This is a genomic window from Mycobacterium vicinigordonae, assembly GCF_013466425.1.
Classification (GTDB): domain Bacteria; phylum Actinomycetota; class Actinomycetes; order Mycobacteriales; family Mycobacteriaceae; genus Mycobacterium; species Mycobacterium vicinigordonae.
The window spans coordinates 4390264-4414813 of sequence record NZ_CP059165.1 but is presented as its reverse complement, the minus strand read 5'-3'; the positions used below and the strand labels follow the sequence as shown (position 1 = coordinate 4414813).

Here is a 24550-nt window from a genome sequence, read left to right as displayed (position 1 = left end):
TAATTCTGCTAGGCGGGCATTGGCATGGGAGCATGCCCGGCTTGCTGCAGGAGTGCGTTCCCCTTCTCGTAGACCTCGTTCCGCGTCTGAGTCATCTGGTCGACGATTTCCCTGAGGTCGCTCTCCAGATTGTTTGCGTCGGTCATGATGCTGGTCGCGTTGTCGCTCACGTGTAACCGCTTGACAGTTTCGAGTACCTGGGTCATCTGCTCGATGTGATGCCTCGTGTTGTCCAGACAGGTTTGAACGTTACCCATCGCGCTGCTTACCGCTTGCACATTGATACTTACCGGCCCGCTCATTTACAAAACTCCTTGTCAAGATTTTCCGGTGATATGAGACAGCGATGACTGTCGTATTCGAGGCGGCTGAGGACGAGCCCGGGAGATGGGGCTCGTCCAATCAGTGGCCCGGCCGAACTCAGCCGAGGATGTTGGCCGCCTGACGCTGATCGAGCTGCTGAACGTAGTCGTGTTGAGCGACCGCCTGCGCGTGCGTGTGGTGCAGATCCGAGATGATCGAGTCCATCCTGGTCGAGATGTCCTGCCGCCGACTCTGCATCGCCTCCGCGCCTTGGCCGTGGTAGGCCTCTTCAACGAGGACCTGGAACAGTTTGTCCACCTGCGTACGCATTTCTTCGGCGTCGTGGGTTGCCCGCTGGATCACATCGAGGATCTCGCGGTTGGTGTCGAACTCGTACTTGATTTCGTCGTTGTTAGCCATGGTGTTGTCCTTCTCTTAGGCGTCGGCGCCGACGTGTTCCTGGATGTTTTGCTTGCCCATTTCCGCGAGCTCTTGGGTTTCCTGGTAAATGCGGGTGAGGTCTTCGACGTGGAAGTGCATGGCCTCCTGGAACTTGGCGCCCTGGTTGCCGAACCACGTGGTGCCCAGGGTCTCGACTTCGCTTTTCACCTTGTTGATCACTGTTTGGGTGTCGTGCAGCGTGTTGTCGATTTTGCCTTTTACGGCGTCAGCTTGTGATTGTGAGACAAAGAATGTCATGTCTTTTCTCCTTGGTCGCGTGCTCGGCGGTTCCGGACACTGTCGGACTGATGATTGAACTGGCAAGTGCTATACCAATGACGCCTCCCATTGGTCTGCCGATATTTCGACAAGCTGACCAATCGCCTGGCCGATCGCGTGATCCGAACCCGGCTTTAGCGTGGTCCACAATTGGCCACTCGGTGAGGCGCTCGGCGCCCCGACGATCCGGCCTCGCTTGGTATAGAAAACCCCGACCGCCGCGGGCAGACGAGAAATGCGGTCCTGGTCGGCGCAGAGTGCGTAATAGACGATCTCAGCGAACGCCATGCGCGACGACAGCGCCGACCCCAACAGCATCGCCGCTCGCGGTTCAGCGCCCAGTGCCCGGACCCGGTCGGCTAGCTGCGCGGCGTCATGGGTACCGATCAGTTTGCGGGTGACCACCTCAGACGGTGCGCCCACAGGTGAGACCGACGCGGCCTCGGCCCGGGGCAGCGCACTGAGTAACGAATGGGCGGCCCAGGACAGGTCGGGGGCGTCCTCGGCGACCCGCAGCCGGATCTGGTTGCCCACGCGTCGTGCCAGGACACCAGAACTGCCGCTCCGCACAACCGATACCCGGGCCATGCCGTCCGGCGTCACCAGCCGCATGGCTAATTCGCGTTGCGGCCGGCGCAACGCCCGTAGTACGGGCACCAGATCGGGCTCGACCACCCCGTCGATGATCAAACCGCGCGAGACCAGACTGCTCGTTGCCGCGTCGAACGCCGCCTCCAGCGCGTCCACCGTGGCGTACCGAGGCCGCACGTCCAGAACGCTTGGAAAGCCCTGCACGCCGATCCGCGACCCGACAACTTGCAGTTCGTCCTCCGTCAGCGTGAACTCGGACAACATCGCCGTGGTCACAGACTCACCTCCTCGGCGCCAATGACCGGCGGGGAGACCCATCGGTCGGACACCTGCTGCAATGTCCGCTCGGGCTCTTCCGCGAAGCCTTCAACGTGCTCGGGTTCGGGTGCCGCGAGGTCGTCGAAGATGGCGGTGTTGGGTCCCCAACTGACGTGCGAGACGGTGAAGGGCGCATCGTTTTGCTGCGCTGCGGGCAACCAGGACTGCCCGCCGTCGGACAGGCTGGCTCCCGCTTCGCCGGCACCCTCGAGGGTCCCGGGCTCACGGAAGGATTCGTAAGTATGGTTGCTGCCGTCGCGCCTAGTGCCTGCCATCGGTGCGTAACCTCCGCCCCGGCCCATCCCGCTGCCTGAAGACGAGTCACTGGTGAAGCTGGCTTTCCTGAGCTGCTGTGGTTCCTTGGATAAGCCGACCGGGCTGGCCAGCATCGGCGAGAGCTGTCGCGGTGCCGCGCCACCACCGCCACCGCCGCCCCGAGAACCGCCGCCCTTACCTTCTTTCTCCGCTTTGAGTGCGCCGCCGTTGACGACCTGAGGGGGGACGGGCTGCTCCCACGGCTCGGCCAGCTCGGCGCAGGCCTCCTCGTACCGGTTCATCACCGCTGCGGCGTCAGCCTGCTGGGCCGAAGCGGCGTCATCGAACTCGGCGAAACTGCCATGCAGGATCGCGCCGTTGTACGCCGAGAGCGACGCCATCATGTCCTGAGCCGCTTTGGCTTCAATGGCCTCCGAGACGGTGGGCATCGACAGGATCGCGACTGTGTTGGCGACGGCGGCCTCCTCGGCACGGCGCCCGTTGGCGGCGGCGCTCAGGCTGGCCGCTTGCAGCCACTTGCCGAACGCTTCTAGCTTGCGGACCACCGCATCCGAGGTGGTGCTTTCCCAGGACGCCCGGAAGGATTCGAGCAGCCGGTCATAGTCGGCCGAGACTTTGGCGAATTCGTTGGCGACCCGTATCCATGCGGCGCCCGCTTCGCCGACCGAGGACGGACCGGGGCCCTCGGTCAGGTCGCGCGCCAGCTGTTCGGTGCTGCGCGATTCCCACACCACGTTGGTGAATCCCATGACGACCTGAGCCCCCCTTTCGCTGTGTTGATCGGTGTCGCTCGAAGCGACTGGTTATTGGACTTGTCAGTCCGCGAGATCCGAGTCGGCAATGCGACCCGAGTGCGCGCGCAACGCCGCGGACGCCTCGTGCATCTCGTTCGTACCCTGGTCGGACGCTCTGGTGAACGACGCAAGCACCTCGTTGAGGGTGTGGGCCACCCGCTGGGAGACCTCGTCCTGGCCCGATGAGACCGTCGTCAAGTTAGGGCGCTCGGTCTCCATCACGCGCTGCAGGCGATCGGCGAGTTCGTCGAGCTGCCGGGTGGCTTCGGTGAGTTCGCCGGGCCGGATGGACAGGTTGTCGCTCATGTCTTTTCTCCTCGATTAGATGCGAAGTTTGACGTCAGGGTCGTCGTCGAAATTGACCGAGTTGTCGCCGATCACGGCCGGACTGGCGGTGCCGAGATCGCCCACGATCGCGCCGCCCTGATCGGTCGTGTGCAGAAACGACGCCGAGGTGTGGCTGCCGCTGGCTCCGGCTTTGCCGCCCGGGGCGCCGTACCCGGCTCCGCCCGCGCCCATCATGCCCGCGCCGCCACCCATCCCGGCGACTCCGCCGGTCGGCCGCGCAGATAGCGCGCGCGACGCGGCCGCTGCGTTGGAGTTCTCGTTCTGCACCATCGGCGACGACGGTGTCGCTCGAGCCGGTGTCGTGGAGCCGACGCCGGCACCGCCGCCGTGTCCGCCACCGCCGGTCGGGTGAACCGCACTGACCATCCGCGCTGGGTTGGCAAGTGCGGACGCGGCGGCGGCACCGGTGCCTTGGCCCGCCTGACCCACACTCGAAATCAGGCCCGTACCGGCCTGCATCCCGGCCTGCAGCGCCTGCGTTCCCGCCTGGATGCCCATCGTCAGTGGCATCATGCCCATTTCCATCGCGGGTCCGATCATGCTCATCCCCACCGACAGCAGCGGACCCATCATCTCCATGGCCATCTGGGGGCCTTGAGCGACCGCGATCGGAGCGCCGGTCGCGGCGGTGGATGCGGCCTGGCTGGTCAGGGTGCTCTCCAACTCTGTGATGCACTCCGTGGCCATCGCGCTCGCGCGCGAAGCGGTCTGGACCATCGCGGGCGCAGTCCATGGCAAACCGCCCGAGAGGGCCGAAAGCTCGTCCTGACACTCCTGGATGATCTGGATCAAGCGGGCCTGTCCCTGCGCGACGTTCGCGGCCGCGGCGCTGTATTCGCCGCCTAACGCGGTGCCCTGCGCGGCGACGGCGGCCCCATTGGCCAGCGTTTCGCCGGTCTTCGCGGCGGCAGCGCCCGCACCGGCGCCCGACCAGCCCTGGCCGCCCCCGCCCATCATCTGGCCCAGCGCCTGCTGCAGACCACCTGCCGCCTGCTGGAAGGCCTGGCTGATCCCGCCGAACATCTGCGTGGGGTTCAGGCCCTGGAAGATGCCGTTCCCCAGGGTGCCCAGCATGTCGGTCATTGGCTTCATCAGCCCGCCGGCAAAGTTGTTGCCCATCCCGCCCGCAGCGTTGGTCAAGTCGGCGGGAATGGGGTCGCCGGGCATCCCGGGAAGCTCGGGGCCGCCGGTGGGCAGCGGACCCAGGTGGAATTGGTTCAAGATGTCCTGCACTGGGCGGTTCAGCCAGGCCTGCAGGTCGTTTTCCATCTGGTTGACAACCGGCTGGTGGTCAAAGTCGGCTATCTGATCCAACTGCCCCGGTAGCCCTGGTAGCGGTGCAGGGTCGGTGGTGGCCATTGGTGCGTCGCCTAGGTTTCTTCGGGTCCGCCGGCCGCGTCGGCCGCGGCGTGAGTGGCGTTGCTGATGTGGGTCGCGACGCCCAGCAGGCCATGCTTCGCTGCCGTCGACATGCCGCTGGCAAGGTTGTTCGCCGCGGATTCGTACATCGCCGGAATCATGTTTGCTGCCGCGATCGGGCCCAAAGCCATTGAGAATGAACTCATTTGGGCCGAGGTGATCGTGCTCATGGCGGTGGTGATCATGGTGCCGGCGGTCTCTTGTGCAGTCGTGAGGCCCTGCATGAAGTCGGGCTGCATTTCAAATGTCATGATCAGATTCTCCCCGTGGATTCCCGCTTAGCCGGCAGCTAGCGCTGGTGTCTTCAGCTTAAGCACCCCGGCCGGCATTAAATTGCACGAATTTTAAGCAGACTCTTGCTCTGCACGCGATTCACACATGTGTAATAAGACCGTGATCGTTATTTGCGTGTGTTGAATAACGTTTAAGGGGCGTCAATCCGGCTCGAAGACGGTGCCATCGGAGCGGGTCAGAGGTGCTCGCTGGAGCTCATCCATACGGGTCATGAACTCTTTGAGGAGGAAGTTGTACCGCTCGGCGGACAGTTTGGCGGCCGCCTGGGCGGTCTCGACGATCAGCGTAGCCAGGGTGTCTGGGTCTAGACGGCTGGCCGGCGGACCCAGCCATAGACCGGTCAGGCTGCCCAGCCCGTCGACCTCGGCGCTCACCGCGCGGTCCCGGCTGGTCACTCGCGCCGAGATCTTCTTCGTCTGCTCGGTCATGGACTGCAACAGGTCGCGCTGCTTGATCGCGCGCGCGATCACCGACTGCGCCAAGCTGGTCATATCGACCTCATCCACGTCTCCGGCAGCTCGTTGTCCTCGTCGTCGCCGAACAGCTCTTGCTCGGCGCGGGCCAGCTCCTCGTCGGTCGGCAGGCCGAGTTCACGAATGGTTGACTGGCTGAATCCTTTGTCAGCGAGGCCCCGGCGGTAGGCCACCTGGGCGCGCAATGCCGACAATCTGCACAGCGCCAGGATCTCGGCCGCCAACTCCTGGGGCGGTCTGGCGAGCTCGCTGCGGTCGATCTTCAACGCCGTCGGCAGCCCGCGCTCGGTGGTGGCGACGGCGATGGTTCCGGTGCGTGAAAGCACGGGTTGGGGTCGTTGTCGTCGTTGGTCCGGTGGCACCCGGCTTCACCTCCACAGCGGCGCTGGCATGCCTGGATTTCGGCCCAGGATTTTGGCGCGACAATGAAACTCAACAGGTCGGTACAATAACTTTCTACCGCCAGACGTGGGTTAATTGGACGTTTTGTACTCGCTGCTGCCGCCAAAGGGTAGTCACCAGCAGTACTAGTAGTAAGGACACCGAGTAGATGCCTGGCACCAGGGACGCGCAGCGGGTCTTCGACGCCGGAGTGTTGTCACTGGGAATCCCCATCGACGGCCTAGAGACCGACCGCGACGTGCAGTATGCGGCCCTGGCGTTCAAGCGCGCCACCGAGCACGACCCGCAGATGAGCGACGCCTGGCTAGGCCGTGCCGCTGCCGGAGACACCAGCAGCGAGGTGCTCTACAACCTCTGGCGGACCAGCAAGGAGAACCTTAACCGCGAGCAGCGCCGGCTCGGGTTGCCCCGGCATGCGCTGGCCGCTCGGTTCCAGACCGGGCTGTACCTGGACTACACGCTCAGCACGCTCACCGAGGTATGGCTGGCATACGCGGCAAACATGATCGCCGGTAAGGACTACGACGAGGCCGAGCGGGTGCTCGACGAACTGGACACCATGCGCCGGTCGATGCCCGACGGCGACGCCGACAACGCCGAGATTTGCTCCTACATCCGCGCGGTGCTGCATTTCACCACCCAACGCTGGCCCGATGTGCTTACCGCGCTTGCCAATTCGGCCTCGTTCACCGACGAGTACATCTCCGCCGGGGCGAACCTGATGGTCGGCTCGGCATGCGCCCAGATGGGTTTGTTCGGGGAGGGCATCCGGCGTCTTGATCTGGCGATCGAGGGCTCGATCCCCGCCGCGAGCCGGGCCGCGGAGTTCTGCAAGGGTCTGACCCTGCGCGAGATGGGGAAGGAGCCTGAGGCGCGCATCATCTTCGAGCGGATCTACAGCGAAGAACCGGGGTTCGAAGCCAACGCGTCGGCGCTGCATGACCCGAAGTTCCGGCTCATCATCAGCACCAAAGACGACATCGACTCCCGCACCGACAAGTGGGATCCGTCGACCGCGCGCAGCGCGCGAGAGGTCGACGCCGAGAACATGACCGAGCGCGGCAATGAGTACCTGAGGGCGGCGCAGGTGGAGTTGGACCGCCAGATCGGCCTGGCCGACGTCAAGCTGCAGGTGGCCAAGCTGCGGTCGGCCGCCAAGTTGGCGAAGGTTCGCGAGGGTAAGGGCCTCAGCGCCGCCGCACGTAGCCTGCACTTGGCTTTCACCGGCCCACCCGGGACCGGCAAGACGACAATCGCCCGGGTGGTGGCGCAGGTCTACTGTGGCCTCGGCCTGTTGAAGACGCCCGCCGTGGTCGAAGCCAAACGCGCCGATTTTGTCGGGGAGCACCTCGGCAGCACCGCGATCAAGACGTCGGCGTTGATCGACACCGCGATGGACGGTGTGCTGTTCATCGACGAGGCCTACACACTGATCCAGACCGGGCTGGCCGGCGGCGATGCGTTTGGTCGAGAGGCCGTCGACACCCTGCTGGCGCGTATGGAGAATGACCGCGACCGGCTGGTGGTGATCATCGCCGGCTACGACGCCGAGATTGACCGCTTCCTGGCCTCGAACGAGGGCATGGCGTCCCGGTTCACTAAGCGGATCCGGTTCGCTTCCTATAACCCCACCGAACTCGGCGACATCGGCCGATTGATCGCTAAGACCCGCGACTCCGAGCTGACCGAGAGTGCCTACGAGGAACTGGTCGAGGCCTGCAAACGGCTGTACGAGAATCAGTCGGTCGATGACACCGGGCAACTGCGCCGCGACATCGACTTGGTTGGCAATGGGCGGTTCGTCCGCAATGTCATCGAGACGGCCGAGGAGGAGCGCGAGTACCGGTTGAGCGAACGCGACGACGTCAGCGTCGAGGATCTCGACGAGACCGAGCTGATGCGCATTGAACTCAGCGATATGCGCGCCGCTCTGGAGAACGTGCTGGGCATGTCGCAGCGGCAACAGATTTCGGGCATCCGCTAGTGGCAAACTCCGACGCTCGGGGGTTCAAGGGCAGCAGCGGCGCGGACACCAATCCGATTCCTGTTGCGCAGATCAAAGCCAAGCTCGAGCGGGAGTCGGCCGAATCCGCCGCCCGCCCGGTCACCGACCAGCCGTCGCCGGTCGTCGACCAGCCGTCGCCGGTCGTCGACCAGCCGTCGCCGGTCACCGACCAGCCGTCGCCGGTTGTCGACCAGCCGTCGCCGAGCCCGACGACCGCTGGCACCCAGGTGATCAAGTTGCCCCAGCCGCCCCCGGCCGATCCCGTCGCGCCGGCTCCGGAACCGGCCGCAGAACATGCAAAGTCGGCCCCGCCGCCGGAAGCAGAGCCGGAGGCGCAAGTTGAGGCCGCACCGGCGCCCAAACCGGTGCGTTCCGGCCCTACGGCCGAGGGCACTCGCGTGATGCAGTTGCCGCAGCTGCAGTTGCCCGAGCCCGCACAACCCGCCGAGCCGCCGCCTCCGCCGGCACCCGAACGACCTGCCTCGCGCGAACGTCCGGGCCCAATATCTCAGAGCACGGCCGTCTTTGCGCTGCCACCGCATCCCCGCGCGCGTTCCGCGCCGCCACAGCGGTCTCCCGCAGCGCAGCAGCCACCCGCGCAACCGCCCGTGCGTCCGGCTCCGCGGCCCACGCGGCCGGCGCCGCCACCCGCACCCGGGCCCTCGGTCACCGCTCCCTGGCAGACTTCCGAGCCGCCGTCCCCGCCGCAACCCGACCCCAGGCTCAGCACGGCCGGTCCGCCCCCGGTTGCGACACCGTTCACCCGTGCCACCCCGAGCGCACCGCAACCTTTGCCGGGTTACCAGGATCCGCGCATACCGTCGCACACCGATCTCGGGCTGGTACGTGCCCGGCCGCTGCCGCAACGCGGGTGGCGCCGCGCGGTACACCGGCTCACCGGTCTGAACCCGGGCGAGTCCGAACTGGAGAACACCCGCCAGAAGCTGGTGGCACGGGTGAGCCAACCGGTGCGCGGCGACTACAGCATCGCCGTGTTGTCCATGAAGGGTGGTGTCGGTAAGACCACCACCACGGTCGGGCTGGGGTCCACCTTTGCGGCGATCCGCGGCGACCGGGTGATCGCGGTCGACGCCAATCCCGACTTCGGCACCCTCGCCCAGCGCGGACCCGATCAGAGTCGATCCACCGTGCGCGATTTGTTGTTGGACGACAACATTTTTCGGTACTCCGACATCCGCAGGCACACCTCGCAGAGCACCAGCCGGCTGGAAATCCTGGCTTCCGAACGTGATCCGGCGACCTCCGAGGCGTTCTCGGATGCCGACTACCGCGTAGTGATCCGGCTGCTGCAGCGGTTCTACAACTTGATTCTCACCGACTGTGGGACCGGACTGGTGCATTCGGCGATGTCGTCCATCCTCGATGAGGCGGATGCGATCGTGTTGGTCGCTTCGCCTGCTATCGACGCCGCGCGTAGCGCGTTCGCGACGCTGGACTGGCTCGAGCATCACGGTCGCGGGCACCTGGTGCCCAACGCGACGGTGGTGATTAGCGCTGCGCGTCCGGGAAAAGCCTCGGTCGACCTGGATAAGCTGGCCGCGCAGTTCCTGACCCGCATCCGTTCGGTGCACGTCATCCCGTTCGACGATCACCTGGCTCAGGGGTCGGAGATCGTGCTGGACCTGATGGCCAACCGCACTCGCCAGGCGTTTCTGGAGTTGGCCGCGTCGATCGCTGACGGGTTCGCGGACACCAAGCGCGCGGTATCCCGCGGCTGAGCGCGCGCGGCCCCGATTTGCACCATCGGCCGGGACGTTCTCTGGTATACGTTTCAGATCGCCTTAAAGAGCAGGGGGATGCCGTGAAAGAAGCGGTGGTAATTGCCGTTGTCGAGCTATTGGCGATCATCTTCGCCACCGCGGTGTGGGTGTATTTGGACGCCCGTGCGCACGCGGGGCGCGGGCGTCCGATCGTCTCTTCCTACGGCTCGATCAACCTCAATACGCCCGCGGCATGGTTCCTGGCCTGCCTGGTGATGTGGGAGATGTTCTTTCCGCATTACATCGCCGAGCGCAGCTGGGCTTAGCCCTCTCGTGCGGCGATCATCGCCGAACGGTTGACCTTGGTCGCCGCGGTGCGCGGGATGTTGTCGACGAACTCGACGGTCTTGGGCGCCTTGTAGTGGGCAAGCCGACCTTTGGCGTAGTCGATCACCTGCTGCTCGGTCAGCGGTTGCGCGGCTTGCGCCGATACCTGCACGACGGCGTGTACCCGGCGGCCCCACTGCAGGTCGGCCAGGCCGATGACGACGACGTCGGCGATGTCGGGATGCCCGGACAGCGCCGACTCCACCTCGGCGGGGTACACGTTGGCGCCTCCGCTGACGATCATGTCGGCGCGGCGGTCGGTGATGTAGAGGAAGCCGTCCTCGTCGAGGCGGCCGATGTCCCCGGCGGAGCGGAACCCGTCTTCGGTGGAGGGCAACGGCGGCGCCCCGCCCAGGTAACGGTAGCCGGCGCTCATCGGCGCACGCAGGTAGATGTCGCCTTCCTCGCCCGGGCCCAGCAGGTTCTTGTCGGCGTCCAAAATGCGGATCTCGGTGTCCCGGAACCCGCGCCCCACGCTGCCCGGATGGGACAGCCATTCGTCACCGCGCAGCGCCGTCAGCCCGAGGTTCTCGGTCATCCCGTAGGCGGTGACGATCTGTTCGGGGCTGAGTAGTTCGAACCAGGTGCGCAGCAACGACGGCGGCATCACCGCGGCGCCCTGCAGGATGAACACGATGCTGGACAGGTCGCGCTGCCGGATGTCGGGCAGCGCGGCCACCCGCGCCAGCATCGTCGGGGTGGCCGTGAAATTGGTGATCTGGTAGCGCTCGATGGTGTCGACAAACAGATGCGCGTCAAATTTTTCCAGGATCACCAGGCGGTCCCCGCCCAACAGCATCAGGAAGGTGGCGAAGCCGTTGGTGTGATACATCGGGGCGGGCACCATGATGCGTTGCGGCCTGGCCACCGGCGTCCAGTTCGACAGGAAGGGTTCGCTCTGTTCGGGTATCCACAGCGACGGTGCGAGGTTGAGAATGACTTTCGGAACGCCGGTGGACCCACTGCTGCAGATACCGTTGGCGGTCGGGGAAACTGCTGTGGGCAAAGGACTTTGGGACGATGCGGCGGCGAGCTCGTCCAGCTGCCAGCGGGTGGTGTCGTCGACCACCACCACCGGGTCAATTACCGCGCGTACCCGGGCGCGTTCCCACTCGGGCAGGTCCCAGTGCATCGGTATGGGCACCGCGCCGATTTTCCAGCACCCCAGCGCGGCTAGCACCAGGTGTACGGAGTTTGGGATCGCAAGGGCAACAAGTGAACCCGTCTGTGCGCCGTGTCCCGCCAGTGCCCGTCCCCATTGGTTCGCGCGGGCGTCGAGTTCACCGAAGGTCAGCGACTGCGCTGCCCGGTCCAGCGTGGCGATCGTCACCGCGGTGTCGTCGCCTCGATCCTCGGCGAGCTGACGCAGCTTGTCGCCGAACGGGATGCCATTGGCGAACGGGTTGAAAGCGGTACCTGCGCTGGCGGGTTGGGTGCTCATGCTGACATGCGCCCGCTGAACAGCGTCTCCAGATGTCCGTCGCGCACGTCTGTGATCAACCGCAGGCTCAGCGCCTCGGGTCCCAGCGGCAGCCGGATGAGCGGCTGGGTGTGCCGATCGAGGACGCTGACGTCGGATTCGTCGCAGAAGCCCAGTGCGCCCAGCAACTGGTGGGCGGTGCGCAACACCTGCCGCGCGGTTTCGGCCGCCTTCAGCCGCAACACCAGCGCGTCGGCCGAAAGGATCTGCAGTGGAATCGATTCCGGTCGGCATAGAGTGTATTTGGCTAGTTCGTGCAGTCCGCGCACTGCGACCGAGGCGTCGGCGACGGAGAATCTGACGGCCTGGAAGTCCGCCAGTGGCTTGCCGAACTGCACCCGCGCCTGGACATGCTCAGTGGCGATCTCCAGCGCCCGCTGCGTCGCACCCAAAATCCGCCACGATCCCAGCGTGAGATGAAGGTTGATGTCCGTAGCGGGCAAGGTTCCGTCGGCGGCACCCAGGGTGGCCGGCGTCAGGAACGGTCCCAGCTTGGCGCCGGGCCGGACGGCGGTCTGCACCGGGTAGCGATTGCCGTCCAGGTCGGCGGCGATCCAGGGGCCGGGCAGGTCGCCGTGGTCGATGCGGGGTGCTGCCGGGTCCACCAATGTGAGCAGTGCACCGTCGATCGAGAGGAGTTCCTCGACAAGCGGATACGGTAGGGCCGCGGCACCCGCGGCCTGGCATAGCGCCGCGGCGGCCAGCAGATCGTCCGATCCGGACCGGACGTCGAGGTCGAATGCGCCGAGTTCGGTCAGGGCGTCACGTGCCGCGTACCGCGCGGTGTCGTCTGTTTCCGCGCGGATCGCCGCCTGCGGTCCGCCCAGCCGGGCCAACCGCTTGACGGCGACGGCTGCGAAGTCGCTGATGTCTTGTGGCAGTTCGGTATTCATCGGTGTTCTCCCAACACGTCGCGAGCCACCATCATGCGCTGGACCTCGATGGTGCCGGATGCGACGGTGGCAGCTTGCGCGTAGCGCCAGTGGTCGTCGACGGCGCCGTGAAGTGCCGCGGTGGTGCCGCTGTCCAGGGCGGTGGGTCCCAGCACGTCGAAGAGTAGCTCGGCGACTAGCTGGTCGCAGGTGGTGGTCGCGATGCGAGCCGCGCTGGCCGCCGCGCCGGCCTGCGGATCGTCCTGCAGAGACACGGCCCGGTAGGCCATCAGCCTGGCCACTCGCAGATCGACCAGCGCCCGGACCCAGCGACCGCGAAGCGATTCAGGTAGCCGGTCCCAGTCGGCGCCGAGTGCTCTTTGCATGCGGTCCAGCAACGCTTCGCACCGCGCGTACCGCGCGATGCCGACGCGCTCGAAGGCCAGCGCTTCACGCATTACTTTCCAGCCGTTGCCGGGTTCGCCCAGGATGTCGTCGTCGGATGCCGGCACGCCGTCCAGGAACATCTCGTTGAGGTGGTGTGGCCCCAGCATTGAGGGGATGCCGCGCACGGTGAAGCCGGGACGGTCCATCGGGATCAGAAACAAACTGAGCCGCTTGGACTTCGGCGCATCGGGATGCGTGCAGGCGGCCAACACGCACCAGGACGCCATCCGCGCGTAGGACGTCCACACCTTCTGCCCGTTGATACGCCAACCCGTCCCGTCGCGGACAGCCCGGGTGCGCAGGGACGCGAGGTCGGTGCCCGCCTCGGGTTCGGAGAAGCCCTGGCACCAGATCACCTCGCCGGAGGCAATGCCGGACAGGTGCTTGGCTTTCTGTTCAGCCGTCCCGTATCGCATGATGGCCGGGCCGACCCAGTTGATGCCCATGTACTGCGGACCGCGCGGCTCGTAATTGGCCCACATCTCCTCGCGCAGCACGGTCTGCTGCCAGATTGAACCACCGCCGCCGCCATGTTCTTTCGGCCAGGCCAGCGCCAGCAGTCCCTCCGAGGCCAGGAGCTTGCAGAACGACTCCGTGGTGGCCAGGTCGTCGGGATCGTCGGTGCAGGCACCCAGGAAATCGGCCGGGATATGTTCGGCGATTAACTGGCGCAAACGGTTTCGCAGCTCACCGGCGTCGTCGCCGAGATCGTAGTCCATCGTGGTCATCCCTTCGGCAGCCCGAGCACCCGCTCGGCGATGATGTTGCGCTGAACCTCTGAGGTTCCGCCGTAGATGGTCGCGGCCAACGCGTCCTGGCGTTCGAACAGCAGGTCAGGATCGTTGCACGAGGCGGGACCCGCAGCCGCCGCACTCAGCTCCCAAACACGTTGCAAAGTAAGCGATCCAAGCAGTTTCATGGTGTCCGCCTCGGGGGTGGGTCGGCCGGCGAGTTCGTTGTCCAGGGCGCGATAGCCGGTGGCTCGCAGGGCTTCGGCGTCGGTGAGCAGCATGCCCAGGTCGGTGTACATGTCCGGGTCGTCGGTGACCGAGTCCAGGCCGCGCATGATTTCGACCCAGTTCATGATCCAGATCATCTGGCGCTCATGGTGCAATGAGGACAGTGCTACGTTCCAGCCGCCGTGCAGCGGCCCCAGTAGGTTGTCCGCTGGCACCTCGACGTCGTCCAGGAATACCTCGCAGAACGTCTCGTCAGAGATCGACGCCATCCGAATGGGTTCGATCCGCACCCCGGGCGACTGCAGATCCAGGATCAGGCAGGAGATACCCCGGTGTTTCGGGGCGTCTGGGTCGGTGCGCGCATACAGGGTGCACCACCGCGACAGATGAGCGTGCGTCGTCCAGATTTTGTGGCCGTTGACCCGAAACTTGTCGCCGTCGCGTTCGGCGCGAGTGCGCAAGCCGGCAAAGTCCGATCCGGCTTCCGGTTCGGACATACCCAGCGCCCACCACTCGTCGCCGCGGAGCAGGGGCACCAGCAGGCGGTCGATCTGCTCGGGGGTGCCGAACTGGCGAATGCCCGGTGCGGCGACGCCGGGGCCCTGAATGTTGGGCAGCTTGGGTGCCGACCGAAGTGCGCCGGCGATCCGGATCTCCATCGCATCCCGCAACCCCAGTGACCGCCCGCCGTGCTCGCGCGGCCAGGTGGGTTGCAGCCAGCCGGCTTCGAAGGCGGCGCGCTGGTAATCGCGCCGCAACGGCATGTCCCAGCGGTATTCGCCGTATCGCTGGTAGTAGTCGCGCGGCAGGAACTCGGTGAGCCATGCGATGTACTCGTCGACGATCGTCATGCCCGGCCTCCCGCAAAGCGCCGGCCCACCTCGTTGTAGAGCGCGCGGCTGTCGCCCAGCAGCGCTCCGCCCTGCCAGGCGTGCCGGACATAGAGGTGTGCGTCGTGTTCCCAGGTCTGACCCAGCGCGCCGAACACCTGCACCGCGGTGCGCGCGCAATTGGCGGCGGCATCCGCGGCCGCCGCTTTGGCCATGGCGGCCGCGGTCCAGGCTGCGGCCGCCATCTCGTCGAGTCGGTTGGCCGCGGCGTAGGTGAGGCTGCGGGCACGTTCTAGGCCGACGTAGTTGTCGGCAAGAGCGTGCTTGACGCCCTGGAATGCTCCGATCGGAGCGCCGAACTGCCGACGTGTCTTGGCGTGCTCGACGGACCGCTGCAAGGCCGCGTCAGCCACTCCGATCAGGTCTGCTGCCGCGGCCACTAGCGGAGCCGCCAGAGCCGCGTCTAGCGTTGCGATCGGGGCGGCGGCCACCGGGGCGGCATCGATGTCGACGTCGTCGAATGGGTGCAGGGGGTCGGTGGATTCGCCGGGTCTGATCGTGACGCCATCGCCGGTGCGCAGCACGACCGCCATCGGCCCGTCGCTGGATCGGGCCAGTGTGACGATCATGTCAGCGTGACAGGCATGCGGGACCGCGACGGCCCGACCGCGCAGCCGTCCGTCGCGCAGCGTCATCGGGGTGCCCGGCAGTCGGGCTCCGGGGGAGTGCACGGCCAAGGTCGCCACCGCACCCGAGGCGATCTCACCGAGCACGTCGGTGCAGTGCTGCCCGACCACGGCGCGCAGCACTCCGGCGGCTAGGCCGATGCTGCACAGCAGCGGAATGGGGGCCAGCGCTGCGCCGCATTCCTCCAGGACCAGTGCCAGCTCGACGGGGCCGAATTCGCCGTCGCTGTCGCTGGCCGCCAATTCTGTCCAGCCGAGGTCGACGACCGTCTTCCACAGGGGGTGCCAGCGCCGCGGATCGCTTTCGAGGTCGTCGAGGGCGATCCGCGGGACGTCGGGCGGACACTCGGTGCGCAGGATGCCGCGCACGGTGTCGCGCAGCGCCAGCTGCTCCGAAGTCAAACCAACATTCATAAGACCCCTAACATAATAAAAATAGTAAACTAGCGGCCCGGGTGCAAACGCAGTGAGGGGTTGACGGTGCAGTGGTATCTGTTCGTACCGCAGGTGCGGTTGCCGGTTTCCGACATCGTGGAGCGGGCGCAGCACGCCGAGGCTGGTGGATTCGACGGCATCGCGTTCATCGACCACCTCGAGGCGCCGGGCCAACCCGGCGAAAACATTTGGGAGGCAATGGGCGTCGCCTCCTGGGTCGCAGCGCGAACGCAGCGATTGCGTGTCGGTCACCTGGTCCTATGCGACGCGTTTCGGCATCCGGCCGTGCTCGCCAAGCAGGCCGTTACCTTGTCGGAGGCGAGCCACGGCCGCTTCGACCTCGGCCTCGGTTCGGGATCCTGGCCCGCGGAGTTCACCAGATTCGATGTCGGTCAGCAGGATCCAGTAGCCCGTGTCGAGCAACTCGGCCGCCACCTCGAGCTGATCAAGCAATACTGGAGCGGCGGGCAGCAGCCCACGCCTACTTATCCGATACCGCTGGTTCTGGGTGGCAGTGGCCGGCGGATGATGGAACTCGTTGCCGAACACGCGGATTGGTGGAATCTGCAGGCCAACCACCTCGAGCGGTTACCCCGGCTGGCCGATGCAACCGGCTCGGCCCGGATCTCGGTGCAGCAGATGGTGGGGTTCGTGCGGGCCGGCGCCGAACCCGCCGCGGTGCGCGAGGTGAGCACCCGGCGGTTCGGTCATCTCGGGGCGGGACTGGTCTGCGGCGACGCCGACGAACTGATCGGGCATTTCACCGCGCTGGCTGCCCGGCGGGTGGAACGTGTCTACGTGTGGTTCGCTGATTTTGCGGCCCCGCAGTCGGTGGCCGAGTTCGGCGACACGGTTATCAAGAACTTCCCGCGCTCTGCTGCTTGAGCGCCGTTGCGCGCCGTCGCGCTTCGGTGGGTACCACCGGCGGGCGGGAGAATGGTCCGCGCTGCACCGCACTGAGCCTGATCTCCGGCAGGTCGACGGACGGCTCGACGGTATCTAGCCAAGCGACCGCGTTGGCGATATCGGAAACCTGGATCGCGTACATCTCGAACGGAACATCCTGCAGCATCTCGGTTTCCACCGGGCCAGGGGTCACCAGATGCACGGCGATGCCGTCGCGGTCGACCTCCATGGCCAGCGCCCGGGCGAACGCGTTCATGCCGGCCTTGGAAGCCGAGTACGCGGTGCGCGCCATCATCGGCTCGTGCGAGGCCGACGACGAAATGAAGATCAGCCGCGAACCCGGTCGCATTCGAGGCAGCACCGCCGAGGTAACTACGAAGCAGGAGTCCAGGTTGGCCGAGATGATGGTGCGCCACTGTTCGAAAGTCTGCTTGCGCGCGTAGGTTCCGCCGAGCGCACCCGAGGCATGGACCACGAGATCGATGTACTCGAAAGGGCTTATCGCAGCGGAGAACTCGTCGGGATCGGACGCGTCTGCGACAACGGCATGTGCGCCGATCTGCTCGGCCACCGCCCGCAGCGGTCCTTCCCGGCGGGCCATCACCAGCACGTGGTAGCCAAGTTCGCACAGCTTGGCCGCGCACGCCTTGCCGATGCCACCGCTACCGCCGGTGACCAATGCGGTTCTGGGAGTAATCAACTGCGGCCCCTACGGGCGCCGGAGGTCGCGCGGGCGTGACAACGCCTGCGGAGACAACGCATAGATCCGCTGTTCGGTCTGGCCGGACAGCACGTAGGTCTGGGTGTCGGCCAGGTGGCGGCCCGCGATCCGGCGTGCCCGGTCGACGTCCCCCTCGGCGATCGTCTCGGTCAGCTTGATGTGAGTGTTGAGCGCCGCCCGCCGTTGGGCCAGCGAAGGGTAGGTGCCGCTGGCCGAACTTTCGTCCGCCCACTGCTGTTCGTGGCTGGACCATAGCGTTTCCAGGCTCCCGACGACCGCGATGATGGTGTGGTTACCGCACCCGCGCACGATGAGATTGTGGAACTGGCGACCGATCTCGGTGAATTGCCGCCCGTCTTCCAGGTTTTCGGCCATCGCCTCGTTGACCTGCTTGAGTTCGGGCACCAGGGTGTCGGCGCGGTCGGGCCGTTGGGCAGCCAGCGCCGCGCAAGCGGGCTCGAGTTCCTGCAACGCCGCACCGAGGTCGCTGACCACGACGGACTCGCTCTGCAGCAACAGGCCCAGCATGTAGGCGGCGCTGGTCTTGGCCGGAGCGTGCACCACTGCGCCGCCGCGGTTGCCGCGCCGTACCGAGACGAGTCCCTCGGTTTCCAGGATCCGCAGGGCTTCGCGTAACGAGACCAGGCTGACCTTGAATTGGTCGACCAGAACTTCCTGGCGGGGCAGCAGGTCGCCGTCGGCAAGCTCACCGTCGATGATCTGACGGCGCAACTCGTCAGCTACGATTTCGGCGATCCTCGGCGCCGACAATCGGCGACGGGCGTCGGGTCCAATTCCCAGAGGGGCGGTCATGCGACTCCTCGCAACCTGCAGCAGGAAAGAGCGCACGGTCGCTGGCCCGCGAACTCCACTGGCTTAGCTATTTTAGCAGTAATGGTATAAATAGCCGCGTGAGTCACGGGGCCGGTCGCCGGCCGACGCCGCTGGACGATCTGCGTGTCGTCGAGATCAGTGACCGCCTGGCCGGCAGCTATTGCGGGAAGCTGTTGGTGGATGTGGGCGCACACGTCCGCAAAATTGAACCGCCGCAAGGAGATCCCCTGCTGAGGTATTCCGCCACCTGCTCACCGGTGCCGGACGGTTCGGTGGGACCGCTCTACAGTTACCTCAACGCTGGCAAGAGCATCGTGAGCGTGTCGCCAGATTCGGATCACTACCGCGGCGAACTCTCCGGCGCCGACATCGTCATCGTGACCGCTGGACCCACTGAGGCCGCCGCGCTGGGGATCGACCCACAGCGGTTGCTGCAGCAGTCCCCGCGGAGCGTCCTCGTCACCATCTCCAACTTCGGCTTCAGCGGTCCGTTCGCCGACCGGGCGGCCACCGAATTCACCCTGCAGGCCTGGTCCGGTTGCACTGGGTTCCGCGGCGATCCCGCCGGACCGCCCATCTCGATCGGCGGCGACCTCGGGGAATACATGGGTGGGGTGTACGCCGCATTCGCTGCGCTCGCCGTGCACCGCCGTGTGGCGCGCGGCGGCACCGGTGAACATCTGGACCTGTCCATGCTCGAGGCGATCACCGCCATGCAGAGCAGCGAATGGCTGCACTCTCAACTGCTGCAGGTACCCCCGGTCCGGCGGACCCTGGAAGTGCCTTCGATCATCGCCGCTAAAGACGGCTATGTCGGCATCACCATGGTCACGGGACAGCAGTGGCTGGATTTCGCGGCGATGGTGGAACGCCCTGATTTCGAAGAGATTCCGCAACTGCGTTTCCAGATTGGCCGCTGGGAGTACCGCGACTTCATTTACGACTCGATTGGTCCATGGTTCGCGGAGCGCACCGTTGCCGAGGTCGTCGAACTGGGCCAGCTGTTCCGACTCCCGATCGCCCCACTGGGCAACGGCGCCACTGTCCGCGACATGGACTACATGACCCAGCGTGGCGTGTACGTGCAAAATCCGGCCGGATTTCACCAGCCGCGCCCACCGTGGCTGATGTCGCGGTGTGCGCCCGCGATGTTGGCCGAAGCCGCCGCGGTTGGGGCGCAACACGATGAAACATTCTGGCAGGAAAGGAAATACGATGGCGCGCCGGCGAGCGGCGGGTTGCCGCTGCAGGGGGTGCGGATCGTCGACCTGACCGCCTTCTGGGCCGGTCCGGCGGCCACCCATCTGCTCGCCGCATTCGGCGCCGACGTGGTCAAGGTGGAGTCGATCCAGCGTCCCGACGGCATCCGGTATTCGGGCGGCATGCGCACCGACGTCGACGACTGGTGGGAATACGGCTGGGTTTTCCACGCGATGAACACCAACAAGCGTTCCATCACACTGGATTTGGGCTCCGATGCGGGACGGGAGTTGTTCCGGGCGCTGGCCGCCCAAGCCGACGTGGTGATCGAGAATTTCTCCCCGCGGGTGATGGACCACTTCGGGCTCACCGCCGACGTGCTGCTGCAGATCAACCCCCAGCTCGTCGTCGCGCGGATGCCGGCGTTCGGGCTGGACGGGCCGTGGCGCGATCGGGTCGGCTTCGCTCCCACCATGGAGCAGATCGCCGGGTTGGCGTGGGTGACTGGATTGCCGGAAACGCCGCCAGTGACCCCGCGCGGTGCCTGCGACCCGCTCGCCGGCGTACATGCCGCGTTCGCGGTACTGGCGGCTCTACAGTTCGCCGAACGTACCGGTTCGGGTCAACAGATCGAGCTGCCGATGGTCGAAACGGTGTTGAACACCACGGCAATTCAACCAATCGAGCACGAAGTGTTCGGCAAGACGCTGGCCAGACGGGGCAACCGCGGACACGGTGGGGCAATCCAGAACCTCTACCGTTGCTCCGGCGATGACGACGAGTGGATCGCACTGAGCGTGTGTGACGACGGGCAGTGGGCGGCGCTGGTCGAATTGCTGGGCACGCCGCCGTGGGCGGACGCGGAACTCGCGACCGGCGCGGGGCGGCGCGCGCGGTGCGACGAGCTCGACGAGCGGCTGCGGGACTGGTTTGCCGGCCAACCGCGGGACGCTACGGTCGATCTGCTGGCAGCGGCGGGTATTCCGGTGGCGCCGGTGGTGTCTCCCTCGCTGGTCACACAGAATCCGCAACTGCTTCAGCGGGGATTCTTCGAGTCCCTGGATCACCCGCGGACGGGACCCGGCCTTTACCCCACCCCCCCGTTCGCGCTGCTCGCCGGGCAACACAGCTGGCTCCTGCGCCCCCCGCCGACATTGGGCGAGCACAATGAAGAAGTGCTGCGCGATCAGTGCGGACTCACCCGAGCGCAATTCGATCACCTCGCCGCCGCCGAGGTGATCGGAACCCGGCCGGTGGGCGTCTAGTGGTGATCGCAGGCGCGGTGAAACCGAGCGTGGCGGTTCGTCACTGCCGGTCAGAGGAGTTAGGGGACATCTGATGCGCGTGACTGTGGATCCGGACTTGTGCGAGGCCAACGGGTTCTGTGAGTCGATCGCCGCGGACATCTTCGAGTTGGGTGACGAAGACGTGGTGCAGATCGCCGACGGGCCCATCCCGCCCGACCGGGAGATCGATGTGCGTGCCGCGGTGGATCAGTGTCCCCGTGCCGCGCTGAAAATCATCGACTGACCTTTCGGTGATCGGTCTTTCTCCCGCCGAACGTCACATTGGTCTAACCCTGCGAACGTCACCTTGGTCTAACCCTGCGAACGTCACATTGGTCTAACCCTGCGCGTCACGCTGCGCACCGCCCGAAGCCGCGCAAATACACGAAACCCTCTGCTGCCCGCCGAAGTCCGTGAAAGACGTTCGAGCCTGTCGGCCAAAGTTGCGCTGCGCGTGGGAAAGCCGAAGTTCTGCTGTGGCGGCAACCCGAATTCGCAGCAGCAAGACGAGCATGCAAACGCCTGCTCGTTGACGTTCAATGCTTAAAATAGTAAAAATAGACGTAGTCGTCGAATCGCGGTGCAGCGTGGGCGGCCCCCATTGCCGCGCAGCCCGCGTGGGAAACGGAGAACTCGTGACGGAAACTTTCACTGACCTGGCGTCGGACTCGGATCCCTCGGAACGGGAGTTCGGTCCCTCGGGCATCGCGCTGTCGACCTACCGGTTCCCGACCGGCTGGTTCATCGTCGGCTTCGCCTCCGACCTAGCCCCCGGCGAGGTCAAGCGGGTGCACTACTTCGGCGAGGAACTGGTGCTCTTTCGCACTAAGTCCGGCAAGGTGCATGTACTGGACGCCTACTGCCAGCACCTGGGGGCCAACATGGGTGTGGGCGGCACCGTGGAGGGCGAGAACATCGTGTGCCCCTGGCACGGCTGGCAGTGGCGCGGTGACGGCACCAACGCGCTGATCCCCTACAGCAAGATCGGCTGCAAGAACAACGTCCGCCTCCGCACCTACCCGGCAACCGAGTGGTACGGGTTCATCCTGGTCTGGCACGAGCGGCACGGCCGGCCACCGTACTGGCAGCCGCCGGTGCTGCCCGAGCTGGAGACCAACGAGTACTACCCGCTGCACCCGCACAGTCGCATGCTCAACCGGGTCAAGGTGCACGCCCAGATGATCATCGAGAACGCGGCCGACCCGTATCACGTGCAATACGTGCATAAGGCGGCTAACCCGGCCAACACCACGTCGTTCGAGGTCGCGGGGTACCACCTGCATGCCACCGTCAGCGCCCACTTCGGAGGCGGCCGCGGGTCCACGTGGCTGACCCCGGACGGCCCGGTCGACGCGAAGATCATCTACGACAATTACTCGCTGGGCCTGGGCATCGTCCGCTTCCCCAGCGAACTGGTGGCGACCATCGAGGTGACCGGGCAGACTCCGGTCGACGAGGACTACACCGACTACTTCTACACCCAGGCCTCCATCCGCGAGCCCGGCGACACCGGCGACAAGCCCACCGGAAGGGCAGCCAAATTCCTTGCGCTGCAACAAGAAGTCATCAAGCAAGACTTCTTCACCTGGGAGAACATGAAGTACCTGGAGAAGCCCAACTTGGCGCCGGAAGAGGCGCGCGACTACGCGGCCCTGCGTCGCTGGGCGCACCGCTTCTACCCGGGGGCCGAACCGTCGCCGACCGACTTCGGCTACACCGCCGACGGGTCGCCAGATCCAGCCGCCGCGCCTGCCTGATCCGCACCCCTAGTCTGATGCGCGTTGAGCCGACCGGGCCGCCGGGGCCCGCCGATTTCGGCGTCGACCGGTTCACCGTGCCGGCAGTGCTGGACCAGCGTGCCGAGCAGTTTCCCGACCGGGTGATGCTGTCCGTCGCCGGAGTGGACATCACCTTCGAGCAGCTGCGGCAGCGGTCTCATGCAGCGGCCCGGCTGTTGGCGGATTTCGGTGTCGGACCGGGTGATTGCGTAGCGTTGTTCAGCTCAACCTGCCCGGAGTGGATCTACTTCTGGTTAGGCGCGGCACGCATCGGCGCAATCAGCGCCGCAGTGAACGCCGCCAACAAGGGCGACTTCCTATTGCACAACCTCACGTTGTCGCGGGCCAAGGTGGTCTTTACCGACATCGAGCGGCACACCCGCGTCGAGGACCTGGCTGATCGGTGTGATTCGCTGACCAACGTTGTGGTGCGAGGTGATTTGCTGACCCAGACGCTCAACGAGGGTGGCACCGTAACCGACAGCCCGGCCGACCACGGCGAGACCGGGGCGCTCTTCTTCACCTCCGGCACTACCGGGCGTTCGAAAGCTGTTGCCGCGTCCTGGCAATACCTGTTCACGGTGGCCGCCACTACCGCCGGGGCGTGGCAGTTCAGCGCGGGGGAGACGCTGTGGACGGCGATGCCGCTGTTCCACCTGAGCGCCGCGCCCAGTGTGCTGGCACCGTTGTTGGTCGGCGGTAAAACCGTGCTGGCAGGCGCCTTCCATCCCGGTAAGGTATGGGACGAGGTGCGTGCGCATGCAGCTGTCGGCTTCGTGGGCGCCGGAGCGATGGTGTCCATGCTGGCCAATCTGCCGACCGATCCGGGGGATGCGCAGCTGCCGTTGCGGTTCATCTCGGCGGCGCCGATCGACGCCGGCTCCTACCGGGCGATTGAGCAGCGCTACCGCTGTCGCGTCGTTACCATGTACGGCCTGACCGAAGCGTTTCCACTTGCGCTGAAGAGCGTTGCCGACGAGGGAGTTCCGGGTACCTCGGGTCAACCGAACCCAAACTCGACGTGCGTGTCGTCGACGCCGAGGGCAACGAGCTGTCCGCCGGGGGAGTGGGCGAGATCGTCTGTCGCCCCAGGTTCCCGCACGTGATGAGCCAGGGGTACGTCACCGAAGCGGCAGATCAGCAAGCGTGGGTACGGCCGCACCCGGACTGGTTTCGCACCGGCGACTTGGGCAAGTTCGACGAGGACCGCAACCTGATCTACGTTGACCGCGCCAAGGATTCGCTGCGCCGGCGCGGCGAGAATGTCTCATCGGTGGAGGTGGAGGCCGTGGTGCTGCGCCACCCGGCGATCGCCGAAGCCGCCGCCGTCGCGGTGCCCAGCGACCTGGGTGAGGATGACATCCTGCTGGCGGTGGTGTTACGGCCCGCAACGGCAATCGATTACGCCGAGCTGCTGGACTTCTGCGCCGTGCGGATGCCCTACTTCTGCGTGCCGCGCTACATCGAGACGCTCGATGAACTGCCCAAGAACGTGATCGGACGGGTACGCAAAGACTTACTCCGCGCCCGCGGTTTGTCCGCTGGCACGTGGGACCGTGAAAGCCACGGATACACCGTTAGCCGGTGAATGGGAGAGCGAAGGAAGAGAAATGCCACTGACGTACCAGGAACAGCAGCTGCTGCAAGGGGCCACCGCCCGCGGAGCGATCCAGGATCTGACCGCCAGACACAACCGGGCCTACTCCGCCGGTAACCGCGACGCGTGGATCGCGACGTTCCGTCATTCGGGTGCGACCTATCTCCGCGATGGTGAGTTGTTCAGCGACCTGCGTGCGGCCTTCGACGGCGGCGACGGACAGCGACTGGTGACCGTCGACCACGATATTTGTGTCGACGGGGTCAACGCGACGCAGCATTGTGTCGCAATCCTGTTCGCCACGGTGCATGGCACCACCACGCTGCGGGCCACCGGGACCTACCGGGACCAACTCGTCTACGAGCGCGGCGGATGGTACTTCACCTCGCGCGAGCTCAAATGGGATGCAGTGCCGAGCCGCCAGCTTGTCATGTGATCCCGTGGACCAGCATCCCTCCGGCCAACTGA

At 65.9% G+C, this 24550-nt stretch carries 25 protein-coding genes and 1 pseudogene; 9 read left to right on the top strand and 17 right to left on the bottom strand.

Annotated features, from left to right (window positions below; genetic code table 11):
* Positions 1-8 precede the first annotated feature (8 nt).
* The 10 genes from H0P51_RS19740 to H0P51_RS19695 all read right to left on the bottom strand — a co-directional run bounded on the left by H0P51_RS19740 (position 9) and on the right by H0P51_RS19695 (position 5862).
* A complete protein-coding gene (locus H0P51_RS19740; RefSeq protein ID WP_180914580.1) occupies positions 9-302 on the bottom strand; it encodes a hypothetical protein in 294 nt (97 codons plus the stop codon).
* 118 nt (positions 303-420) lie between these two features.
* A complete protein-coding gene (locus tag H0P51_RS19735; RefSeq protein WP_180914579.1) occupies positions 421-723 on the bottom strand; it encodes a hypothetical protein in 303 nt (100 codons plus the stop codon).
* 15 nt (positions 724-738) lie between these two features.
* On the bottom strand, positions 739-1002 hold the full coding sequence (locus H0P51_RS19730) for a hypothetical protein (RefSeq protein WP_180914578.1): 264 nt from the start codon (positions 1000-1002) through the stop codon (positions 739-741).
* A gap of 69 nt (positions 1003-1071) precedes the next feature.
* On the bottom strand, positions 1072-1890 hold the full coding sequence (locus H0P51_RS19725) for an ESX secretion-associated protein EspG (protein ID WP_180914577.1): 819 nt from the start codon (positions 1888-1890) through the stop codon (positions 1072-1074).
* Complete coding sequence (locus tag H0P51_RS19720; protein ID WP_180914576.1) at positions 1887-2957, bottom strand: PPE domain-containing protein; 1071 nt, start codon at positions 2955-2957, stop codon at positions 1887-1889. Before H0P51_RS19720 ends, H0P51_RS19725 begins: the two co-directional genes overlap by 4 nt.
* Before the next feature lie 66 nt (positions 2958-3023).
* Positions 3024-3308: a PE domain-containing protein gene (locus tag H0P51_RS19715; RefSeq protein WP_180914575.1), complete on the bottom strand. Its 285-nt coding sequence runs from the start codon at positions 3306-3308 to the stop codon at positions 3024-3026.
* A 15-nt stretch (positions 3309-3323) separates the two neighbouring features.
* Positions 3324-4709 carry a hypothetical protein gene (locus H0P51_RS19710; RefSeq protein ID WP_246398098.1) on the bottom strand — a complete coding sequence of 462 codons (1386 nt, stop codon included), beginning with the start codon at positions 4707-4709 and terminating at the stop codon, positions 3324-3326.
* 11 nt (positions 4710-4720) lie between these two features.
* Positions 4721-5020 (bottom strand): hypothetical protein, encoded by a 300-nt coding sequence (locus H0P51_RS19705; RefSeq protein WP_180914574.1) that lies wholly within the window; start codon positions 5018-5020, stop codon positions 4721-4723.
* Between the two features lie 183 nt (positions 5021-5203).
* On the bottom strand, positions 5204-5569 hold the full coding sequence (locus tag H0P51_RS19700; RefSeq protein ID WP_246398096.1) for a YbaB/EbfC family nucleoid-associated protein: 366 nt from the start codon (positions 5567-5569) through the stop codon (positions 5204-5206).
* On the bottom strand, positions 5551-5862 hold the full coding sequence (locus H0P51_RS19695) for a hypothetical protein (protein ID WP_246398094.1): 312 nt from the start codon (positions 5860-5862) through the stop codon (positions 5551-5553). Before H0P51_RS19695 ends, H0P51_RS19700 begins: the two co-directional genes overlap by 19 nt.
* 224 nt (positions 5863-6086) lie before the next feature.
* Here H0P51_RS19695 and eccA point away from each other — a divergent pair, with 224 nt between their 5' ends.
* From eccA to H0P51_RS19680, 3 genes are all read left to right on the top strand, one after another.
* Positions 6087-7922: a type VII secretion AAA-ATPase EccA gene (gene eccA / locus H0P51_RS19690; RefSeq protein ID WP_180914573.1), complete on the top strand. Its 1836-nt coding sequence runs from the start codon at positions 6087-6089 to the stop codon at positions 7920-7922.
* A complete protein-coding gene (locus tag H0P51_RS19685; protein WP_246398092.1) occupies positions 7922-9682 on the top strand; it encodes a MinD/ParA family ATP-binding protein in 1761 nt (586 codons plus the stop codon). The genes eccA and H0P51_RS19685 overlap by 1 nt, the downstream gene beginning before the upstream one ends.
* Positions 9683-9765: 83 nt before the next feature.
* Positions 9766-9990, top strand: a complete 225-nt coding sequence (locus H0P51_RS19680; protein WP_180914572.1) for a hypothetical protein — start codon at positions 9766-9768, stop codon at positions 9988-9990.
* Here H0P51_RS19680 and H0P51_RS19675 read toward each other — a convergent pair.
* Genes H0P51_RS19675 through H0P51_RS19655 form a run of 5 tightly spaced genes read right to left on the bottom strand, consistent with a single transcriptional unit; the run spans position 9987 to position 15739 of the window.
* Positions 9987-11492: a class I adenylate-forming enzyme family protein gene (locus H0P51_RS19675; protein ID WP_180914571.1), complete on the bottom strand. Its 1506-nt coding sequence runs from the start codon at positions 11490-11492 to the stop codon at positions 9987-9989. The two genes, H0P51_RS19680 and H0P51_RS19675, sit on opposite strands and share 4 nt — an antisense overlap.
* Positions 11489-12424, bottom strand: coding sequence for an acyl-CoA dehydrogenase family protein (locus tag H0P51_RS19670; protein WP_180914570.1), 936 nt, complete (start codon positions 12422-12424; stop codon positions 11489-11491). Before H0P51_RS19670 ends, H0P51_RS19675 begins: the two co-directional genes overlap by 4 nt.
* Positions 12421-13578 carry an acyl-CoA dehydrogenase family protein gene (locus H0P51_RS19665; protein WP_180914569.1) on the bottom strand — a complete coding sequence of 386 codons (1158 nt, stop codon included), beginning with the start codon at positions 13576-13578 and terminating at the stop codon, positions 12421-12423. The genes H0P51_RS19670 and H0P51_RS19665 overlap by 4 nt, the downstream gene beginning before the upstream one ends.
* Entirely contained in the window at positions 13575-14660 is a 1086-nt protein-coding gene (locus H0P51_RS19660; RefSeq protein ID WP_180914568.1) for an acyl-CoA dehydrogenase family protein, read from the bottom strand. Before H0P51_RS19660 ends, H0P51_RS19665 begins: the two co-directional genes overlap by 4 nt.
* A complete protein-coding gene (locus H0P51_RS19655) occupies positions 14657-15739 on the bottom strand; it encodes an acyl-CoA dehydrogenase family protein (RefSeq protein WP_180914567.1) in 1083 nt (360 codons plus the stop codon). The genes H0P51_RS19660 and H0P51_RS19655 overlap by 4 nt, the downstream gene beginning before the upstream one ends.
* 66 nt (positions 15740-15805) lie before the next feature.
* Between H0P51_RS19655 and H0P51_RS19650 the strand changes: the two genes are divergently transcribed.
* Entirely contained in the window at positions 15806-16645 is an 840-nt protein-coding gene (locus H0P51_RS19650; RefSeq protein WP_180914566.1) for an LLM class flavin-dependent oxidoreductase, read from the top strand.
* Here the strand turns inward: H0P51_RS19650 and H0P51_RS19645 are convergent.
* Positions 16617-17363: an SDR family oxidoreductase gene (locus H0P51_RS19645; RefSeq protein ID WP_180919103.1), complete on the bottom strand. Its 747-nt coding sequence runs from the start codon at positions 17361-17363 to the stop codon at positions 16617-16619. The two genes, H0P51_RS19650 and H0P51_RS19645, sit on opposite strands and share 29 nt — an antisense overlap.
* A 12-nt stretch (positions 17364-17375) precedes the next feature.
* Positions 17376-18200 (bottom strand): FadR/GntR family transcriptional regulator, encoded by an 825-nt coding sequence (locus H0P51_RS19640; protein WP_180914565.1) that lies wholly within the window; start codon positions 18198-18200, stop codon positions 17376-17378.
* Between the two features lie 86 nt (positions 18201-18286).
* Here H0P51_RS19640 and H0P51_RS19635 point away from each other — a divergent pair, with 86 nt between their 5' ends.
* The 5 genes and pseudogenes from H0P51_RS19635 to H0P51_RS19615 all read left to right on the top strand — a co-directional run bounded on the left by H0P51_RS19635 (position 18287) and on the right by H0P51_RS19615 (position 24518).
* A complete protein-coding gene (locus H0P51_RS19635; RefSeq protein WP_180919102.1) occupies positions 18287-20686 on the top strand; it encodes a CaiB/BaiF CoA-transferase family protein in 2400 nt (799 codons plus the stop codon).
* A 73-nt stretch (positions 20687-20759) separates the two neighbouring features.
* Positions 20760-20951: a ferredoxin gene (locus H0P51_RS19630; RefSeq protein WP_180914564.1), complete on the top strand. Its 192-nt coding sequence runs from the start codon at positions 20760-20762 to the stop codon at positions 20949-20951.
* A 391-nt stretch (positions 20952-21342) separates the two neighbouring features.
* A complete protein-coding gene (locus tag H0P51_RS19625) occupies positions 21343-22464 on the top strand; it encodes a Rieske 2Fe-2S domain-containing protein (RefSeq protein ID WP_180914563.1) in 1122 nt (373 codons plus the stop codon).
* A gap of 17 nt (positions 22465-22481) precedes the next feature.
* Positions 22482-24073, top strand: a pseudogene (locus tag H0P51_RS19620) (AMP-binding protein).
* Positions 24074-24095: 22 nt separating this feature from the next.
* On the top strand, positions 24096-24518 hold the full coding sequence (locus H0P51_RS19615) for a nuclear transport factor 2 family protein (RefSeq protein WP_180914562.1): 423 nt from the start codon (positions 24096-24098) through the stop codon (positions 24516-24518).
* The last annotated feature ends 32 nt before the right edge of the window (positions 24519-24550 follow it).

Excerpts from the sequence above, each read along its gene's own strand:
- H0P51_RS19660 (WP_180914568.1), bottom strand. The coding sequence starts at position 14,660 with ATGACGATCGTCGACGAGTACATCGCATGGCTCACCGAGTTCCTGCCG.
- H0P51_RS19655 (WP_180914567.1), bottom strand. The coding sequence starts at position 15,739 with ATGAATGTTGGTTTGACTTCGGAGCAGCTGGCGCTGCGCGACACCGTG.
- H0P51_RS19670 (WP_180914570.1), bottom strand. The coding sequence starts at position 12,424 with ATGAATACCGAACTGCCACAAGACATCAGCGACTTCGCAGCCGTCGCC.
- H0P51_RS19675 (WP_180914571.1), bottom strand. The coding sequence starts at position 11,492 with ATGAGCACCCAACCCGCCAGCGCAGGTACCGCTTTCAACCCGTTCGCC.
- H0P51_RS19640 (WP_180914565.1), bottom strand. The coding sequence starts at position 18,200 with ATGACCGCCCCTCTGGGAATTGGACCCGACGCCCGTCGCCGATTGTCG.
- H0P51_RS19740 (WP_180914580.1), bottom strand. The coding sequence starts at position 302 with ATGAGCGGGCCGGTAAGTATCAATGTGCAAGCGGTAAGCAGCGCGATG.
- H0P51_RS19705 (WP_180914574.1), bottom strand. The coding sequence starts at position 5,020 with ATGACATTTGAAATGCAGCCCGACTTCATGCAGGGCCTCACGACTGCA.
- H0P51_RS19730 (WP_180914578.1), bottom strand. The coding sequence starts at position 1,002 with ATGACATTCTTTGTCTCACAATCACAAGCTGACGCCGTAAAAGGCAAA.
- H0P51_RS19715 (WP_180914575.1), bottom strand. The coding sequence starts at position 3,308 with ATGAGCGACAACCTGTCCATCCGGCCCGGCGAACTCACCGAAGCCACC.
- H0P51_RS19720 (WP_180914576.1), bottom strand. The coding sequence starts at position 2,957 with ATGGGATTCACCAACGTGGTGTGGGAATCGCGCAGCACCGAACAGCTG.
- H0P51_RS19615 (WP_180914562.1), top strand. The coding sequence starts at position 24,096 with ATGCCACTGACGTACCAGGAACAGCAGCTGCTGCAAGGGGCCACCGCC.
- eccA (WP_180914573.1), top strand. The coding sequence starts at position 6,087 with ATGCCTGGCACCAGGGACGCGCAGCGGGTCTTCGACGCCGGAGTGTTG.
- H0P51_RS19630 (WP_180914564.1), top strand. The coding sequence starts at position 20,760 with ATGCGCGTGACTGTGGATCCGGACTTGTGCGAGGCCAACGGGTTCTGT.
- H0P51_RS19665 (WP_180914569.1), bottom strand. The coding sequence starts at position 13,578 with ATGACCACGATGGACTACGATCTCGGCGACGACGCCGGTGAGCTGCGA.
- H0P51_RS19735 (WP_180914579.1), bottom strand. The coding sequence starts at position 723 with ATGGCTAACAACGACGAAATCAAGTACGAGTTCGACACCAACCGCGAG.
- H0P51_RS19710 (WP_246398098.1), bottom strand. The coding sequence starts at position 4,709 with ATGGCCACCACCGACCCTGCACCGCTACCAGGGCTACCGGGGCAGTTG.